Consider the following 16,374-nt stretch of genomic DNA (forward strand, 5'->3'; position numbering starts at 1 on the left):
GTTCTCGAAACGGATGCCGCGGTCCACGAGGATGGCGAGTCCCAGGCCACCGGCGAGTGAAAGCGCCGTGAACGACACGAGAAGCACGAACGTGTTCCGCGTCGCGAGCCAGAACTGTTCGTCCGAGAAGGCCCGTCGGTACATCTCCAGGTCGAACGCCGCAGGGTCGTACGTCGGAAGTGAGAGTCCCGCGAAGTCGGTAAACGAGATGATGACGTTCCAGCCGATTGCTCCGTAGACGAAAAAGCCCATCAACAGGAACGGAGGGAGCCAAAACGGCGCGGAGCGAACGGCATCGCTGTCGCGGAGTGACGAGAGGGCAGACCCGAGGTCGAATCCACCGTCGGGCGTCGCCCCGCCGCTGGTGGTCGTCCCACCGTCGGTCCGCACCCCGTGGCCGTCGTCGCCCTGCTCACGGCCTAGGAGTCGCTTGAGTACGTGTAATGACATTATCGAAAGATGTGGTGAGGGTCCCTACTCGAACGCCGCTTTCACGTCGGCGTAGGCCGCCTCGACGTCGTATCCGGAGATGAACGAAGACATCGCGTCACCGAATCCAGTGAGTGCATCGGGTGCGACGGCGAGGCCGTGCTGAATCGACAGCGGTTGCGCCTCGGAGTTCGCGAAGTCGTCCATCTGGTTCTGGAGGAACGGTCCGAAGGCGTCTTTCGGCACGTCAGTCCGCGGTGGGATAGACCCCTTCTTCGGGTTGAACCGCTCCTGTGCGTCGACAGACCCGACGTACTGGAGGAACTTCTTGGTCGCCTCGGGTGACGGATTGTTCGTCGGCATCGGGAACGAGTCCATGTTGAGCGCGTAGATGCCGTCCGTGCCGGGGAACGGGACCTGATTCCAGTGCGTCTCGTACTCGAACCCGTCCTGACCGCGGTACATCCCGGCGGCCCAGTCGCCCTGGTGGAAGAACGCGGCCTTGCCCTCGATAATCTTCGAGTTGGCGTCCTGCCACGAGATGGACCCAGCGTCGTTCGGGTAGTACTCGGCGTACTGTTTCACGATGTCCAGTGCGCCTTTCACGGCGTCTGCGTTGGCCTCGACGTTGCCGGCGGTGACGTCGGCGTACACGTCCGGGCCGTACTCACCGAGGAGCACTTGCGCCCAGAGTTGGCCGGTGGACCACGCGGACTTCGTCTGCTGGGCCATGCCGACGTAGCCTGCCTCTTCGACTTTCGCCATCGCGTCGACGAGTGCGCTCGGCGAGTCGATGCTCGTCGGGTCGACACCCGCGTCTTCGACGACTTCCACGTTGTAGAAGAGGTTGTTCAGACGGTGGATGTTCAGCGGGACGGAGACGAAGGTGCCTGCCGGTTGGGCCGCCTGCTTGGGCCCGTCGAGGTAGGCGTCCTTCATGTCGTTCTTGCTCCAGACCGACTCCTCGATGTCCTGGAGTTTGTCGGCGTCGGTGTACGGCGTGAGGTTCGCGCCTGGCCACGCCTGCCACGAACTCGGCGGGTCGTTGTTGAGGACGCGTTTCTTGATGACCGCCTGAAGGTTCTGTCCGGCACCCCCGGCGACCGGGTTCTCCGAGAGTTCGATGTCCGGATACTCCTCTTTGAATCCCTCGAAGAGTGCTTGGATGGCGGCACCACCGTCGCCACCGGTCCACCAGTGCTGTACTTCGAGCGTGTCGTACTCCGACCCCGAGTCGTCGCCACCGGATGACTCGGTGGTCTCCGAGTCACTGGACCCACTGTCCGCTTCGTCGGTCGATTCGCCGCCACTCCCGCCCGTACAACCGGCGAGAAGTGTCGCGGTACCTGCACCACCAGCAAGCTTGAGATACGTGCGTCGAGAGACGTCGTCAGGGTTTGGTGTATTGCTCATAATTGTTGAACCGTGACAGTTCTACGCAAACGATTTTACACGATTGACTTAAATCTTTTTAACTTGGTAATTCGTATTCGAGTAAATCTTTACACTTCGGCCGGCTTAGTCCTCGAAACCGATAGATGTCGTGACGATACAGCGGAGATAAATAATTATTCGAACATGGATGAATATCCCCGGAGAGTCTCGCAAACTGGCGTGGACCAATGGATTTTACCTCACGCCACGACGACGCCCAAATCATGGGAGACGATGATTATCGAATCGAGCGGGACAGTCTCGGAGAGATGCAGGTTCCTGCGGACGCTTACTGGGGCGCACAGACCCAGCGAGCGGTCGAGAACTTCCCCATCTCTGGCATCACGTTTGGGCGGCGCTTCGTCCGCGCCCTCGGCGTAGTCAAGAAGGCGGCGGCACAGGCCAACCGTGACCTCGGCATGATAGACGACGACGTGGCCGAGGCCATCGTCGAGGCAGCAGACGAAGTCATCGCCGGTGAACTCGACGACCAGTTCCCCGTCGACGTCTTCCAGACCGGGTCCGGCACCTCGTCGAACATGAACGCGAACGAGGTCATCGCCAACCGCGCCGCCGAACTCATGGGCGAAGGCATCGGTGACCGCGTCGTCCACCCGAACGACCACGTCAACTTCGGGCAGTCCTCGAACGACGTCATCCCGACGGCGATGCACGTCTCCGCGCTCGAAGCAGTCGAGAAGGACCTCCTTCCCGCACTGGAGACGCTCGCCGAGGCACTCGGTGACAAAGAAGACGAGTTCGACGGCGTCGTCAAGACCGGTCGGACCCACCTGCAAGACGCCACGCCCGTGCGTCTCGGACAGGAGTTCGGTGGCTACCGAACGCAGGTCGAAAAGGGCATCCGCCGCGTCGAGAACGTCCGCGAACACCTCGGCGAACTCGCCCTCGGCGGCACCGCCGTCGGGACGGGTCTCAACACCCACCCCGAGTTCCCCGCGAAGGCGGCCGAGTACATGAGCGAAGAAACGGGCGTCGACTTCCGTGAGGCCGACGACCACTTCGAGGCGCAGGCCGCCCACGACGCGATGGCCGAGGCGCACGGCGCACTCCGCACCGTCGCCGGGTCGCTCAACAAGATTGCGAACGACCTTCGCCTGCTCGCCTCCGGCCCGCGTAACGGTCTCGGCGAACTCGAACAACCCGAGAACCAGCCCGGGTCGTCCATCATGCCCGGCAAAATCAACCCTGTCGTCGCCGAGGCAGTCAACCAGGTCCACAAGCAAGTCGTCGGCAACGACGCCGCCGTCGCCGCGGGCGCCGCCGAAGGCCAAATCGACCTCAACCTCTACAAGCCCGTCCTCGCGCACAACTTCCTCGAATCGGCGAAACTCCTCTCGAACTCCTCCGAAGTGTTCGCCGAGCGCTTCGTCGCCAAACTCGAAGCCAACGAAGACCACTGCGCCGAACAGGTCGAACAGTCGATGGCGCTCGCGACGGCGCTCAACCCGGCAATCGGCTACGACAAGGCGTCGAAAGTCGCCAAGAAGGCCCTCGCAGACGGTAAGACGGTCCGTCAGGTCGCCGTCGACGAAGGCTACCTCACCGAAGAAGAAGCAGACGAGGTTCTCGACCCCGAGAAGATGACCCACCGCGGTATCCTCGGCGACGACTGAGCACCTCGCGACAGAAAATCAACTTTTTTGATAGTTTTGCGCCTGGAGCGGCGCGCCCGGCCTGTGTCAGTTCCGAGACTGGTTTTCGCTTGTTTAGGCCGCTGAATCGTTGTATTTACTCGTCGTTCGGTAGCAATCACCACCCGGCACCTCCGTGTCAGTCGTGACCAGGGCATGAACTCTCACGAAATCTCGAAAATCGGTATTTTGAAGCTTGATTTGGACGATTATACCAGTATGGCCGGACTGCAAGAGCAGCGGGCCCGCGGGCGAGACATGTTGGAGTGTCGAGGTTGTGGGGCCGTATTCCCGGAGGGACGAGCGACGAACGATGGGTGGACGTACGTCTGTCCCGAGTGTGAACAGGTCGAAGGCATCGGCGAAGGTCTCCGCAGACTCTGACGGCAGACTGAATCCTTTTTTACTCCCCCCGAACGGAAGGGGTACCAATGAGCGAGTACGACTACGAGGACCTCGGTCTCGTCGCGGGACTCGAGATTCACCAACAACTCGACACCGCGACGAAACTGTTCTGTGGGTGTCCCACGGAACTCCGGGAACCTGACGACGCCGCACGGACGTTCACGCGCTTCCTGCACCCGACGAAGAGCGAACTGGGCGAACTCGACGACGCCGCCCTCGAAGAGAGTCGCGTCGAACGCGAGTTCGAGTACCTCGCCTACGACACGACCTGTCTGGTCGAAGAAGACGACGAACCGCCGCACAGCCTCGACCAAGAGGCACGAACCGTCGTGATGCAAATCGCGTCGCTCCTCGACATGAACGTCGTCGACCAGGCGCACGTGATGCGCAAACTCGTCATCGACGGGTCGAACACGTCCGGCTTCCAGCGGACGACGCTCATCGCCCAAGAAGGCGAGATTCAGACGAGCGACGGTCCCGTCTCTATCGTGGACCTCATGCTCGAAGAGGAGTCCGCACAACGCGTCGAAGAACGCGGCGACGACGTCCTCTTCAGCCTCGACCGACTCGGCATCCCGCTGGTCGAAATCGGCACGGGACCGGACATCTCTTCGCCCGAGCAGGCGCGCGAGGCGGCCCAGACTATCGGGATGCTCCTGCGCTCGACTGGGAAGGTCAAACGCGGCCTCGGCACCATCCGCCAGGACGTGAACGTCTCCATCGAGGACGGCGCGCGCGTCGAAATCAAAGGTGTGCAGGCGCTCGACCAAATCGACGAAATCGTCCGCTTCGAGGTCGGTCGGCAGGCCGAACTCGTCGAGATTCGTGACGAACTCCAGTCCAGAGACGCGTCCGTCGGCGACGTGACCGACGTGACCGACGTGTTCGCCGACTCCGACTCGGGCGTCATCCGTGGCGCACTCGACTCCGGTGGAAAAGTCATGGGCGTTCGTCTCGCTGGATTCGATGGCCTCGTGGGCCGCGAACTCCAACCCGACCGCCGCCTCGGAACCGAGTTCTCCGACCACGCCAAACGCCACGGCGCGGGCGGTATCTTCCACACCGACGAACTCCCGGCCTACGGCGTCACCGAAGCCGAAGTCGAGGCACTCCGCGAGGCAGTCGATGCCGGTCCCGAGGACGCCGTCGCCATCGTCGCCGACGACCCGGAGACTGCTGACCTCGCTATCGACGCCGTCGCCGAACGCGCGGAAGTCGCCATCGAGGAAGTCCCCGAAGAGACGCGCGGTGCCAACGACGACGGCACGACGCGGTACCTCCGCCCACTTCCTGGCGCGGCCCGGATGTACCCCGAGACAGACGTGCTCCCCGTGGACCTCGACCCGAGCGACGTCGAGACGCCCGAACTCCTCACCGAGAAGGAAGAGCGCTATCAAGACGAGTTCGGCCTCGACGCTGGCCTCGCCGAACAGGTCGCCTACGGCCGCAAGATGCCCCTCTTCGAACAGGCCGTCGACGAGGGCATCGACGCGACGTTCGCTGCGGGCCTCCTCGAATCGACGCTCACAGAACTCCGCCGCGACGACGTCACCGTCGAGAACCTCTCTGACGACCACCTCCTCGCCGTCATGCACCTCGTCGAAGACGGTGACCTCGCGAAGGAGGGCGTCAACGACGTGCTCTCGACCATCGCCGAGAACCCCGCCCTCACGGCCGAGGAAGCAGTCGAAGAGGCTGGCCTCTCGGGCGTCTCCGACGACGAAGTCCGCGAGGCTATCGCGGAAGTCGTCGAGCGCAACGCCGAACAGGTCGAAGAACAGGGCATGGGCGCGTTCTCTGCCCTCATGGGCGAAGCGATGGGCGCACTCCGCGGCAAGGCAGACGGCGGCGTCGTGAGTGACGTGCTCCGCGAAGAGATTCAAAAGCGGGCCTGAAGCGGAACTGCGGTTCCCTGCGGTCTTTCTCGCTATTTTCTCAGGTCACTGAGCGCTCGCCACCGCGAGTGAGTCGCTTCCATCCGCGTCGGCCGACGTACTCGACACCGCCGGCGAGGAGGACGAGAGCCATCAACGCCGGCCCAAAGAGAATGAACATCCCCAGCGCATCCGTCTCGCCGCGGACGTGGAGGAACGCCCACCAGACGAGTTCTGTGACACCGAAGAGGCCGACGAGTGGCACGACGAGGCCGCGGCGGGCGTACAATCGAGCGGTGGCCACGACGAACCCGGTGAGGACGAGGAACGAGAACGCGAGGAATCCAGTCGCCGCAAGCGGGTCTTCGACGAATCCCGACGGGAACGCGTCGGTCACGACTCTGGCAGCGACCCAGACGGCGAGCGTCGCGGCGGCGTAGACGACGCCGATGGTCGCTGGGACCAGTCGACTTCGAGCGATTCGCTTGCGAGAGGTGTAGACGACGGCAACGAGAGTGAGGCCGACGAACGACGCGACGACGTGCGTCAGAACCCCACTGCCGAGAACCGGGTCGGGTGTCCCCGGCACCTCATTGCACCTCGATTCGCGTCGCCGACTGCTCGGCAATCGCGGCGAGACGTTCTACACGTTCGTCCGTCGATGGGTGCGTCGAGAGCAACTCCGAGAGAGGGTCTTCCATCTCGACTTCGCCGTAGACCCACAGTGGTGACAGTCCCCAGCGGGGTTGTGCCGCCCGTTCTAACTTCCTGAGTGCCGACGCGAGGGCAAGCGGGTTTCCCGTCACTGCCGCGGCGCGCGCGTCGGCGGCGAACTCCCGTTTTCGCGACTGCGAACGGATGAAGACGGTGAATCCGAATCCGAAGACGCCGACGAACGTCTCGAGTCCGAGGCGAATCCGCCCCGGAATCGTCTCGTGCCACTCCCTCGGCCGCCCTCGAATCCACGCCGTCCCGAGGGCGACACCCGTCATCAGGAACGTCACCGGCGAGACGAAGAGGTAGCCGATGCCGACGAACGTCTGGCCGATGCTCGCGACGAGCGACTGCGTGAGACCGTCTTTTCGTTCGAGGTGGGCGAGTTCGTGTGCGAGTAATGCCTCGAACTCGTCCACGTCGAGCAGTCGGAAGAGCGCGGTGTCGAGGACGATTACGTCGCGTCCCAGTGGGTCGAGCGCCATCGCGTTCGGGGCCGAAAAACGCGCCAGTTTCAGGTCTGGTGGGTCGATGCCCATCTCGTCGGCCAGTCGGCCGAGGACTCGATGGATTGCGGGCGATTCCGCAGGCGACAGGTCACGCGCGTCGAGTTGGCCGAGGAGTTGGACGGTTCCGAAGCGGAAACTCACGTATCCGAGGAGGACGGCGACGCTCACGCCCACGACGGCAGTCGTCACTGGGTCCGGGCGCAGTCGCCAGAGCGTCACCACCGCCAAGGCGCTGAGGGCACTGAGGAGGAGGTAGAACGCGAGCACGACGAGGCCGATGAGTACCATCGGCAGTCGTGAGCGACGCGGGGGCAGGACCATTCACGTACTGGTAGGGTGGCGTGTTCCAAACAGTTATCGGGCGTGTTACGTCGGCACACACCGCTACTTTCTCGATACCCCCGGTCGAAGCGAGTGCCATGCGATTCTTCGAAGACCTCTCGGTCGGCGACATCTACGAGTACGGCGACTACGCAGTCACCGAATCTGAGATTCTGGAGTTCGCCGAGCAGTACGACCCACAGTGGTTCCACACCGACCCCGAACGGGCGGAAGCAGAGTCGATGTACGGCGGCGTCATCGCGAGTGGATGGCACACGACGGCGATGACGATGCGCATGAACGTCGATGGGTTCCTCGGCGACGCGATGGCACTCGGCGCGAAAGGTGTAGACGAACTTCGCTGGTGGAAACCGGTCTACCCCGGTGACACGCTCCGTATCGAAAACGAAGTCGTGGACAAGACGGCCGAAAGCGAGGGCCGTGGACTCGCCGAAATCAAGACGACGACATACGCAGAACGTGAGTCCGGAGAGGTAGAGACGGTCTGTTCGTTCGTCGGCCTCGTGATGTTCGCGCGGCGAAGTGGCGAGGAGTAACGTCAGTCGTCGTCGCGGAAACGGTCGGGGTTCCGTGCGCGCTCTGCGGCGCGTCGAAGGACGCCCGTGAGCGTCGCTGCCTCGCGTTCTGTCGGGTGCGCCCGGCCGATGAGACGGCGCATCATCTGTGACGTTTTCGCCCGCTTGTGCTCTCGGTAGTCGATAGCGTCGAGTAAGTCGTCGAAGAACCGGTAGACGACGTCTATCTCGGTCTCGGAGGCGCGTTCGCGCTCCACGTCGGGGAGTTGCGTCTCACTGACGGTGAACCGGCGCAGTTCGTACATGAGGATGGTCGCCGCCTGCCCGAGGTTGAGGACGGGATATCGGCCGTCAGCGGGGATACAGCACACCTCGTCCAACATGGCAATCTCTTCGTTGTCGAGACCAGTCCCTTCCCGGCCGAAGACGAGTGCCGTCTTGGTCTTCACCGTCTCCAGCGAGTCGGCGAGTTCGACGGGTGTCTTGAAGGGATACCGGACGTGCCGCGTCGAATCTTCGTGCGAGACGGCCGTCGTGCCGACAGTGTAGAACTCTTCGACGACCTCTTCTAACGTCGTCTCAGTCGCGTTCGGGAGGACGTCTTCGCGGGCGTGGCCGGCGAATCCGTACGCTTCACCGTCCGGGTCGAGTGGCGGCGGGTTGACGAGGCGGAGGTCGTAGATACCGAAGTTCTTCATCGCCCGGGCGATAGTGCCGACGTTCCCCGGCGTCTCGGGTTCGACGACGACGACGACGAACTCGTGGTCCGCGCTCCCACTGGGTGCGTTCTCGTCGTCGAGGGTCGAATCGCGCTCGTCGCTCATTTGGTCGGGTAGTCCGTGCCCAGGTCGACGTCGTCTAAGTCGTCTTCGGTGAGCGGTGTGGAATCGTCGTCGGGGCCGTAGTCTCGAAGGTTGATACGCTCTCCTTCGAACCCTTCGACCAGTCGTGCCTGAATCTCTGCGGCGTCTGGTGGCGACGGCAGGCCGTCGGGGTCGGTGTCGACGTACTCCAACCCGGCGTATCCGTCGGGTGCGTGGCCACCGTCTGCGAACCACTCGTGGAAGGCGTCTGCGAAGACGGCGTCGCCGACGAGGTCACGGCCGTCCTCCTCACGGAACCAGTAGAGGAAGTCCGGTTCGTGCTGGTCGCACAGGAGCACCTCTTCACCGGGTTCCCCGTAGACGATTCTCGCCTGTCGGCACTGCTCGACGTTCTCGTCGCCGTGTGTGAGGTAGCACGCGTCGCACGGTTCTTCGACGAGTGTGACGAGGCGGACGAGGCGTTCGCGGGCGTCCTCGGGGATGTCGTCGAGTGGTTTGAACTCGCCCTCCTCGGTGAATATCTCGGACTCCTCGAATCGCCACCCTCGGAGTCCAACGCTGACCTTCGCCATGGCCTGAGGTAACCGAGCGGCGGATAAAAATGACGTGATGCCGGTCAGGCGTTCGAGACGTGGCGTGCGAGTTCGTCGAGGTTGTCCGTCGCCGTTTGCTCTGTAACCGGCACGTACCCTACGTCTGCGGGCACAGACGTGGACTGTTCGAGGTAGTACTCCGTGAACGCGGCGACTTCCGGGCGTGACAACGACTCACGGGCGACGTAGATGTACAGTGGCCGCGAGAGGGCGGCGTACGCGTTCGTCTTCGCGTTCTCCCGTGACGGGGAGACACAGCCGTCACCATCGTCGATTGGGACGGCGCGGACCGCATCGCGGTTCTGGAGGTAGTACGCGAGGCCGAAGTAGCCAATCGCGTACTTGGAGTCGCTGACGTGCTTTGCGATGACGTTGTCCTGTTCGGTCATCTCGTGGTCGGTCCGCGGGGGGATTCCCGAGAGGGCGGCGTCGGCGAAGTAGTCGAACGTTCCGGAGGCGGGTGTCGGCCCGTAGAGTTCGATGGGTGCGTTGGGCCACTCTGGGCGAAGGTCGTTCCACTTCGTCACACCGTCTGTGCCCCAGATGGCAGCGAGTTCACCGAGGGAGAGACAGTCCACCCAGTCGGCACTCGGGTTGACTGCGACGGTTATCGCGTCTGTCGCGACGGTGAACTCGACCGGGTCGACACCGGCGGAGTCACAGGCGGCGACTTCGTCCGCGGCGATTTCGCGACTCGCGTCGTTGACGACGGTTCGACCTTCGCAGAAGTAGTCTGCGAACCCGCCGCCAGTCCCCGTGGAAGTGACGGAGACGGTCACGTCTGGATGGTCGTCCATGAACGCGTTTCCGACGGCGAGCGTCAGCGGATAGACGGTACTGCTCCCGGCGATTGTGATTCTCCCCTCCAGTTCGTCGTCCTGCCCTGTCGTCGTCTCTGTCGTCCGGGACTGTCCTGTCGTCGCGCCGCCGAGGCACCCCGCGAGTGCGACGGACCCCACCACACCAGTCGCTTCGAGCACTGACCGACGACTCGTCGTCTCCACGGGCCCATCACTAGTCACGGCCTGTGGTTTCGTATCGGATATGATGTATGCTACTAAGTGAAGTATATAGCTCACACGAGAGATGTCGCATCTCCCGTGTCGGAGGCGTCCGTCGTGACGTCCGTGATTTCGAAGCGGGCACCGCCCGTCGTCGCTGTCTCGATAGCAACCGTCCACTCGTGGACGTCGGCGACCTGTTTGACGATTGGAAGCCCGAACCCTGTCCCGCCACCGGCCCGGTTCGTCGTGTGTCCCGGTTCGAACACGACGGTTCGCTCCGTCTGTGGAATGCCAGGACCATCGTCTTCGACGTAGAACCCACTGCCGTCTGGGAGCGCCCCCACACGGACTGTGACGTCGTCTCCACCGTGGTCCACCGCGTTCCGAAAGAGGTTCTCGAACACGTGAGCCGCGAGGTCAGGGTCGGCCACGAACCGGAACTGGTCGACGAGCGAGAGCGTCGCGTCTCCTGTGTCGACGTGCGACCACGCGCGTTCTGCCGCGTCGAACAGCGCGACCGGAAGTGTGTCTTCGACACGTCGCTGGAGTGCGAGGACGATTGCGTCGTCGATGATGGCGTCGATTCGGTCGAGTGACGTGACGAGTGGGTCGACGTGGCAGTTGTCGGCCTCCTCCGCGAGCAGTTCGGCGCGGCCCACTGCGACGTTCAACGGACTCCGAAGGTCGTGTGAGAGGACGTGTGAGACCGTCTCCAGTTGCTCGTTTCGTGTCTGCACGTCGTCCATCATCTCGTTGAACGACTGTGCAACCTCTCGCATCGCCTCGCTCTCCTCGTCGGGGTCGATACGCTGCGTCAGGTCGCCGTCTGCGCACGCTCGCATCACCTCGCCGTAGACTGCCGCAGTCTGTTCGAGGTGGCGACGGCGACGTTCTGACGCCTCTTTTTCGGCCCACGCTTCCTGTCTCGCTGCCTCTGCTGCTTCGCGGGCCTGTTCTGCCTCCCGAATCTGGGCACGAAGCGACGACCGCATCACGTCGAACGCCTCGTAGATGTCGCCGAACTCGTCTTCGCGTGTCCGGTCTATCGAGACGTTGAGGTTGCCGTCGCGAAGCGCCGCGGCCTTCGAGCTGAGTGTTTGGACCGCTTCTGTGGTGTCGCGCCCGATTGTCACTGCGAGGACCCCGGTGCCGAGGCCGACGACGAGGAGTGTGACGAGAATCTGGGTGAGGATGTCCGTCCGGAGCGCGTACGCTTCCTGGGACGGGACACGGGCGGAGACGGTCCAATCGTGTGCTTCGAGTTTCGCGTATCCGAGTTCGGTCGACGACCCACGGAGCGTGAGACCGGAGACGAAGCCGGACTTGTTGCCGTATCGGTCGACAGCGACCGAATCGGTCGAGAGGAGGTTCGACTCGTCTTCCGCGAGGACGACAGTCCCCTCTGTGTCCACGACGACGAATCGGCCGTCGTCGATGTCGTGGAGGTGTGTCTCAGAGACGTCCCTGAGGTTCGAGACGGCGATGACTGCTCGATTCGGTTCGTCGGGAACAGTCGTCGCAAAGAGGATGACCGGGGCAGCGTCGTCAGTCGGTCTGAACGGTTCTGAGACGACGATGTCGCCGTGTGCTTGCTGTGCGAGCGCAGTGAACTCCTGTCGGCCGTAGTACTTCGTGACCGACTCGGCAGAGGCGACACTGGCGCTTCCGGTACTCGTGATGACCGTCTCGTTCTTCGTGTCGATGTAGTACGCGGCGTCGATATCGTGGTCGCGTTCGACCACCGACCAGAGATAGAGGTTCACGTCGCGTTCGTCGCCGGACTGAAAGGCCGCAGACTCCGAGAGTGAGCGCATCTGAACTTCCATCCGGGTCAGCCACTCGTCGAGGTTTTGCGCTTGAATCTCGGCGTTCGTCACCAGGTCGTCGCGCGTCTCGTCGCCGACGACTTCGTTGGCGTGGAGGTACGAGTACCCGCCGACGAGGGCGATGACGAGCGTCACGAGGCCGAGGACGAGTGCGAACTTGGCCGCGTAGCTTCGTCTGACGAACCGCGGAAGAAGTGAGGAGTTCACGACTCAGGTCTCACAGAGAGGGCTCATCCGTGGTGCAGTGCTAGCTCCTCGAATCCATCTTCCAGTACGTCGTCACGGGCGGTGTTCGCGCGTTCACGGGCCGCATCGAACTCGACGGTCAACTCGTGGTACTCGTCTGACGCCGTGAGTGTACCGTCGGTACACGTCGACTCCAAGACGGCCTTCTTCCGTGCGAGGGCGAAGAACTCGCGGACGTGTTCGTCGTAGGTCCGGCGAGAGAGTACCGTGTCGACGGTGGTTCGCACCTCGTCTCGACCGACCGGTTTGACGAGGTACTCGTCGAACGGCATGGCGACGATATCGACGTCGGGGTCGACGCCGGTCACCATGACCACGGGACACTCGTGGCCACGGTCACGGAGTTCGTCGAGAACCTCGTCGCCCGTCATTCCGGGCATGTGTCGGTCGAGCATGACGGCGTCGACCGATTCGTCTTCGGCGAGTTCGAGTGCGTCGGTCCCGTCTGTCGCGGTCAACACGTCGCCACGGTCCGATAACCACGCCTCGTACAGCGCCGTCAACGAAGGCTCGTCGTCCACGGCGAGTATCGTCGGAGGGGCGTCGCTTGACATGGGGAAGGTCCGAGTGCCCGCGGCGGGTCACTACCTTAGATACAGAGACTCTGAGTGGACATTAAGTGGTTGCTATGAGGCCTCAATAGCCCTCCCTGGTGAAGGTAATGGGCACCTATCGCCATGGTCACGCCGGCACCTGTCGTGAGAGATACCCCCGGCCAGTTCCGCGACCGGTCTGCATATGTTCGTGTGGTCCAACCGACGGGTATGCGAACCGTCGATGCGGCAGGACTCGAAATCGGCGACGACCACCCACCGCGAATCATGGGTGTGCTGAACGTCTCCAAGGAGTCGCCGTACAAGCCGAGCGTGTTCAACGACCCGAGTGAGGCGGCCGAGTACGTCGACCGCGAACTCATCGACGAGGGGGCTGACATCGTCGATATCGGGCTCGAATCGGCCAACAAACGACTCGACGTGCTCTCGGCTGAGGACGAACTCGACCGTCTCGACACCGCACTGTCGGTGCTCGACCACGTCTCTGGCGACGCCGTCTTCTCTATCGAGACGCGCTATCACGAAGTCGCCGAGGCAGCCCTCGCCAACGGATTCGACATGGTGAACGACATCTGCGGGTTCGCCGACCCAAAGATGCCCGAGGTGTGCGAGGAGTTCGACGCCGCCGTCGCAAAGATGGCGAGTCCACCAGACCTCACCCGACCCGGTGCCATCGAGGAGGTAGACGACATCTACGACGCCCTCGAACTGAACGGCTTTACCGACAAGACCATCGTCGACCCGGCGTTCGGTGGGTGGTCCGAAGCGAAGACGCTCGAACACGACCGGGAGACGTTCCACCGCCTCCGCGAGTTCCGCGGATACGGCTATCCCATCCTCGTCTCCATCAACCGGAAGAACTTCCTCCGCGACGTCGCCGGCCGGTCGACAGAAGACGCACTCCCCGTGAGTCTGGCCGCCACGTCGATGGCCGTCGAACGTGGCGCACACGTCATCCGAACTCACGACGTTAGAGAGACACGCGATGCAGCGCTCATCGGCCACGAGTTCAAACGCCGTCGCGTCCGGGAACCCGGTGACGTGTCGGTCGAAGAACTCGACGTGACGACGCCGGGCGACGCAGCGCGGCACCTCGACCGAATCGGTGCACCGAGAGACGTCGCCGCCGAGAGCGTCACCCGCGTCTTCGAACTCGAAGGCCTCGCCGAATCCGACCGAGAGACGCTCGCTACTGCTGCTGCCGACGCTGGTGCCGTCTTCGCAGGAGGCGAAACCGGTGCGCTCCTCGTCGGGACGCCCACCGCACTGCGCCGGGTTCCTGACGTCGTGGGAGGCAGTTCCGACGCACTCGAAGCGGCAGTCGAGACAATCGCGCAGGCAGTTCGGTGAACACACACGAAATCGAGTGAGAGAGTGGCGCTTCGACCGACTCGAACCACGAGTCTCAGGTGGCCTGACCCGCCAAATCGTCTGACGTTCGGCAGACACTGACCGTTCGACTAAGAGAAAACTTATACCATCCGACTCTAAAACGGTCCTGTGGACGCCGGAAGGGCACGCGGGTAGGGGTACACGAGTGCCATTCCGGCCCATACAGTTACACGCTGAGCCGCAGCACTCTGAGTATCAACAATGCGATTTACCGAGTGGGAACCCGTCTACGTACAGATTCTCGACAGTTTCGGGTTCGGCCGGGCCGGTGACGAGACTGCTCGTGACACCCTCGCTTCGCTCGTCACTCCCTTCGACCGCTCGCGTCTCGCGTGGGAGAACAAGACTGTCGCAATCTGTGGTGCGGCCCCGACGCTCGGCGACGAACTCGCTCGCGTGGACGACGCCGACGTTATCGTCGCCGCTTCGACTGCCGCAGACGTCGTCCTCGACGCTGGCTACGACCTCGACTTGATGGTCACCGACCTCGACAAGAACCCGGAGACGGCAGTCTCGTTGACCGAGTCGGGGACACCCGTCGCCGCGGCGGCACACGGTGACAACGTCCCTGCAATCCGTGAGTGGGTACCCCAGTTCGCAGACGAACACGTCCTCGGAACCACGCAAGCGGCACCCGTCGGCCCCGTCGTCAACTGGGGCGGATTCACCGACGGTGATAGAGCAGCGTTCATCGCAGACGAACTCGGCGCAGAGCGACTCGTCTTCGCGGGGTGGGATTTCGACGACCCCACAGTAGACGAGATGAAAGCACAGAAACTGGCGTGGGCTGAGCGCCTGTTAGCGTGGCTCGAACGTCGTCGGAACGAGGAGTTCTCGATTCTCGATGGTCGACGAGACGATATCGAACCACTTCCGTGACAGACCTGTCGTCTCACAGGGTCACGTTGCACGAATAGGTCCGAACTAACACGGAAGAAGACGTCGCTAACGAATCAGTAGCTGTCGCTTCGAGGACACGAGTGCGACGCGAGAGACGCAGAAGTGTTGGGCACCGTCTCGTGGTCTCTCGCCACCTACTCAGCGGGTACTGCGGGGGGGCGTCCCTGCCTCCGTGTCGGTACTGGACACGTCGGCCTGTTCTTCTTCGACGACTGCGTCGAAGAGTTCGGCGTTGCACCCGCGGCAGGCGGCCGTGACGTGACGTTTCCGTCTGTCGGCGTCCTCGTCGACCCGTTCGGTGTCTATCTCGACTGCACCATCGCAGGTCGGGCACGTGTGGAGGCTCAACCGAAGCGCACCGAGGACGCGATTTCGGTCCGCAGTCGTGAGTTGCCACCAGTCCGGGTAGTGGCGACGGAACGTCACGACTGCGGTCAAGTCGGCGACGAAGGCGGCCCGCGACATCCAGCGCCCGATTGCGTCACTGTCGAGTCGGGCAAACAGGCCATCTTTGTCCCACCCCATCTCGACGCGGGAGTCGTCGACGCCGAGGAGTTCTGCGAGCGCAGTCTGGTCGTGGTCTCGGCCGTCCATCGCCATCATTTGGCGACGCCAGTCGCTGGCGAACTCCTTCGAGAGCGCGAGTCTGTTGGATTCGTCGTCCGTGAGGACACCCGCTTCGTACAGGTCGGAGACGAGGTCGACTCGCCCGCCGAGGGCGAGCGGTGGGGACGGCGATGCGACTGCTGTTTTCGCTGGCGGGAGTTTCGGGAGGGTCGTCCCTCTGAGTTCGATTGCAGCGAATCCGAACACGACTGCTGGAGGGAGCACTCCGAGGACCATCCCGTACGGTGACCACACGAGCCACCCGAGCGTTCCACACATAACTGTCAGGAAGACGAGTGGAATGCCGATTGGACTCCGCAGTAGCGGCTGTTTCATCTCGGGGACGAGAGAGATTCGGCGCCCAGACATAGAGCATACAAGGTCCTCAGGTCGTATAGGTATGGACAGGGTACATCAGATAGCAAGAATGTAAACGTGTGGACTTATCTGAAGTCGGTTAATAACATCACATTACCACGGACTATCAGTGACCCATGCGTGTCATTATCACACTGAGAAAACCCGGATTTTCGAGCTGAACGTGGCTGTTCGCGC

General features: G+C 62.9%; 15 protein-coding genes and 1 pseudogene. 6 read left to right on the forward strand and 10 right to left on the reverse strand.

Annotated features, from left to right (window positions below; translation table 11 throughout):
• Both AUR66_RS09700 and AUR66_RS09705 read right to left on the reverse strand, forming a co-directional pair.
• A pseudogene (locus AUR66_RS09700) lies at positions 1 to 450 on the reverse strand (sugar ABC transporter permease); the annotation flags it as partial.
• A gap of 24 nt (positions 451 to 474) precedes the next feature.
• On the reverse strand, positions 475 to 1,842 hold the full coding sequence (locus tag AUR66_RS09705) for an ABC transporter substrate-binding protein (protein WP_058572237.1): 1,368 nt from the start codon (positions 1,840 to 1,842) through the stop codon (positions 475 to 477).
• Positions 1,843 to 2,087: 245 nt separating this feature from the next.
• Between AUR66_RS09705 and AUR66_RS09710 the strand changes: the two genes are divergently transcribed.
• The 3 genes from AUR66_RS09710 to gatE all read left to right on the forward strand — a co-directional run bounded on the left by AUR66_RS09710 (position 2,088) and on the right by gatE (position 5,815).
• Positions 2,088 to 3,497, forward strand: a complete 1,410-nt coding sequence (locus AUR66_RS09710) for a class II fumarate hydratase (protein WP_058572238.1) — start codon at positions 2,088 to 2,090, stop codon at positions 3,495 to 3,497.
• Positions 3,498 to 3,734: 237 nt separating this feature from the next.
• Positions 3,735 to 3,899, forward strand: coding sequence for an HVO_2901 family zinc finger protein (locus tag AUR66_RS21895; protein ID WP_191965854.1), 165 nt, complete (start codon positions 3,735 to 3,737; stop codon positions 3,897 to 3,899).
• Between the two features lie 47 nt (positions 3,900 to 3,946).
• Positions 3,947 to 5,815, forward strand: coding sequence for a Glu-tRNA(Gln) amidotransferase subunit GatE (gene gatE, locus AUR66_RS09720; protein WP_058572240.1), 1,869 nt, complete (start codon positions 3,947 to 3,949; stop codon positions 5,813 to 5,815).
• A gap of 40 nt (positions 5,816 to 5,855) precedes the next feature.
• Here the strand turns inward: gatE and AUR66_RS09725 are convergent, their stop codons facing one another.
• A complete protein-coding gene (locus AUR66_RS09725; RefSeq protein ID WP_058572241.1) occupies positions 5,856 to 6,383 on the reverse strand; it encodes a hypothetical protein in 528 nt (175 codons plus the stop codon).
• A 1-nt stretch (position 6,384) separates the two neighbouring features.
• A complete protein-coding gene (locus tag AUR66_RS09730) occupies positions 6,385 to 7,305 on the reverse strand; it encodes a M48 family metallopeptidase (RefSeq protein WP_058572242.1) in 921 nt (306 codons plus the stop codon).
• 131 nt (positions 7,306 to 7,436) lie between these two features.
• Between AUR66_RS09730 and AUR66_RS09735 the strand changes: the two genes are divergently transcribed.
• The gene (locus AUR66_RS09735) at positions 7,437 to 7,895 is read left to right on the forward strand and encodes a MaoC family dehydratase (protein WP_058572243.1); all 459 of its coding nucleotides are present in this window, start codon (positions 7,437 to 7,439) and stop codon (positions 7,893 to 7,895) included.
• Positions 7,896 to 7,897: 2 nt separating this feature from the next.
• Here AUR66_RS09735 and AUR66_RS09740 read toward each other — a convergent pair whose 3' ends face one another.
• Genes AUR66_RS09740 through AUR66_RS09760 form a run of 5 tightly spaced genes read right to left on the reverse strand, consistent with a single transcriptional unit; the run spans position 7,898 to position 12,921 of the window.
• Positions 7,898 to 8,698 carry an RNA methyltransferase gene (locus AUR66_RS09740; protein WP_058572244.1) on the reverse strand — a complete coding sequence of 267 codons (801 nt, stop codon included), beginning with the start codon at positions 8,696 to 8,698 and terminating at the stop codon, positions 7,898 to 7,900.
• Positions 8,695 to 9,270, reverse strand: coding sequence for a hypothetical protein (locus AUR66_RS09745; protein ID WP_058572245.1), 576 nt, complete (start codon positions 9,268 to 9,270; stop codon positions 8,695 to 8,697). The genes AUR66_RS09740 and AUR66_RS09745 overlap by 4 nt, the downstream gene beginning before the upstream one ends.
• A 44-nt stretch (positions 9,271 to 9,314) precedes the next feature.
• A complete protein-coding gene (locus AUR66_RS09750) occupies positions 9,315 to 10,313 on the reverse strand; it encodes a PstS family phosphate ABC transporter substrate-binding protein (protein WP_058572246.1) in 999 nt (332 codons plus the stop codon).
• Between the two features lie 53 nt (positions 10,314 to 10,366).
• Positions 10,367 to 12,328 (reverse strand): HAMP domain-containing sensor histidine kinase, encoded by a 1,962-nt coding sequence (locus AUR66_RS09755; RefSeq protein ID WP_058572247.1) that lies wholly within the window; start codon positions 12,326 to 12,328, stop codon positions 10,367 to 10,369.
• A 23-nt stretch (positions 12,329 to 12,351) separates the two neighbouring features.
• Positions 12,352 to 12,921 (reverse strand): response regulator, encoded by a 570-nt coding sequence (locus AUR66_RS09760; RefSeq protein WP_058572248.1) that lies wholly within the window; start codon positions 12,919 to 12,921, stop codon positions 12,352 to 12,354.
• 210 nt (positions 12,922 to 13,131) lie between these two features.
• Between AUR66_RS09760 and folP the strand changes: the two genes are divergently transcribed.
• Together folP and AUR66_RS09770 are read left to right on the forward strand one after the other, a co-directional pair.
• Positions 13,132 to 14,271: a dihydropteroate synthase gene (gene folP / locus AUR66_RS09765; protein ID WP_058572249.1), complete on the forward strand. Its 1,140-nt coding sequence runs from the start codon at positions 13,132 to 13,134 to the stop codon at positions 14,269 to 14,271.
• A 243-nt stretch (positions 14,272 to 14,514) separates the two neighbouring features.
• Positions 14,515 to 15,192, forward strand: coding sequence for a 6-hydroxymethylpterin diphosphokinase MptE-like protein (locus AUR66_RS09770; RefSeq protein WP_058572250.1), 678 nt, complete (start codon positions 14,515 to 14,517; stop codon positions 15,190 to 15,192).
• Positions 15,193 to 15,351: 159 nt separating this feature from the next.
• Here the strand turns inward: AUR66_RS09770 and AUR66_RS09775 are convergent, their stop codons facing one another.
• Positions 15,352 to 16,188, reverse strand: coding sequence for a hypothetical protein (locus AUR66_RS09775; protein WP_058572251.1), 837 nt, complete (start codon positions 16,186 to 16,188; stop codon positions 15,352 to 15,354).
• Between the last annotated feature and the right edge of the window lie 186 nt (positions 16,189 to 16,374).

Origin of the sequence: Haloferax profundi (assembly GCF_001469865.1) — an archaeon.
Classification (GTDB): Archaea; Halobacteriota; Halobacteria; order Halobacteriales; family Haloferacaceae; genus Haloferax; species Haloferax profundi.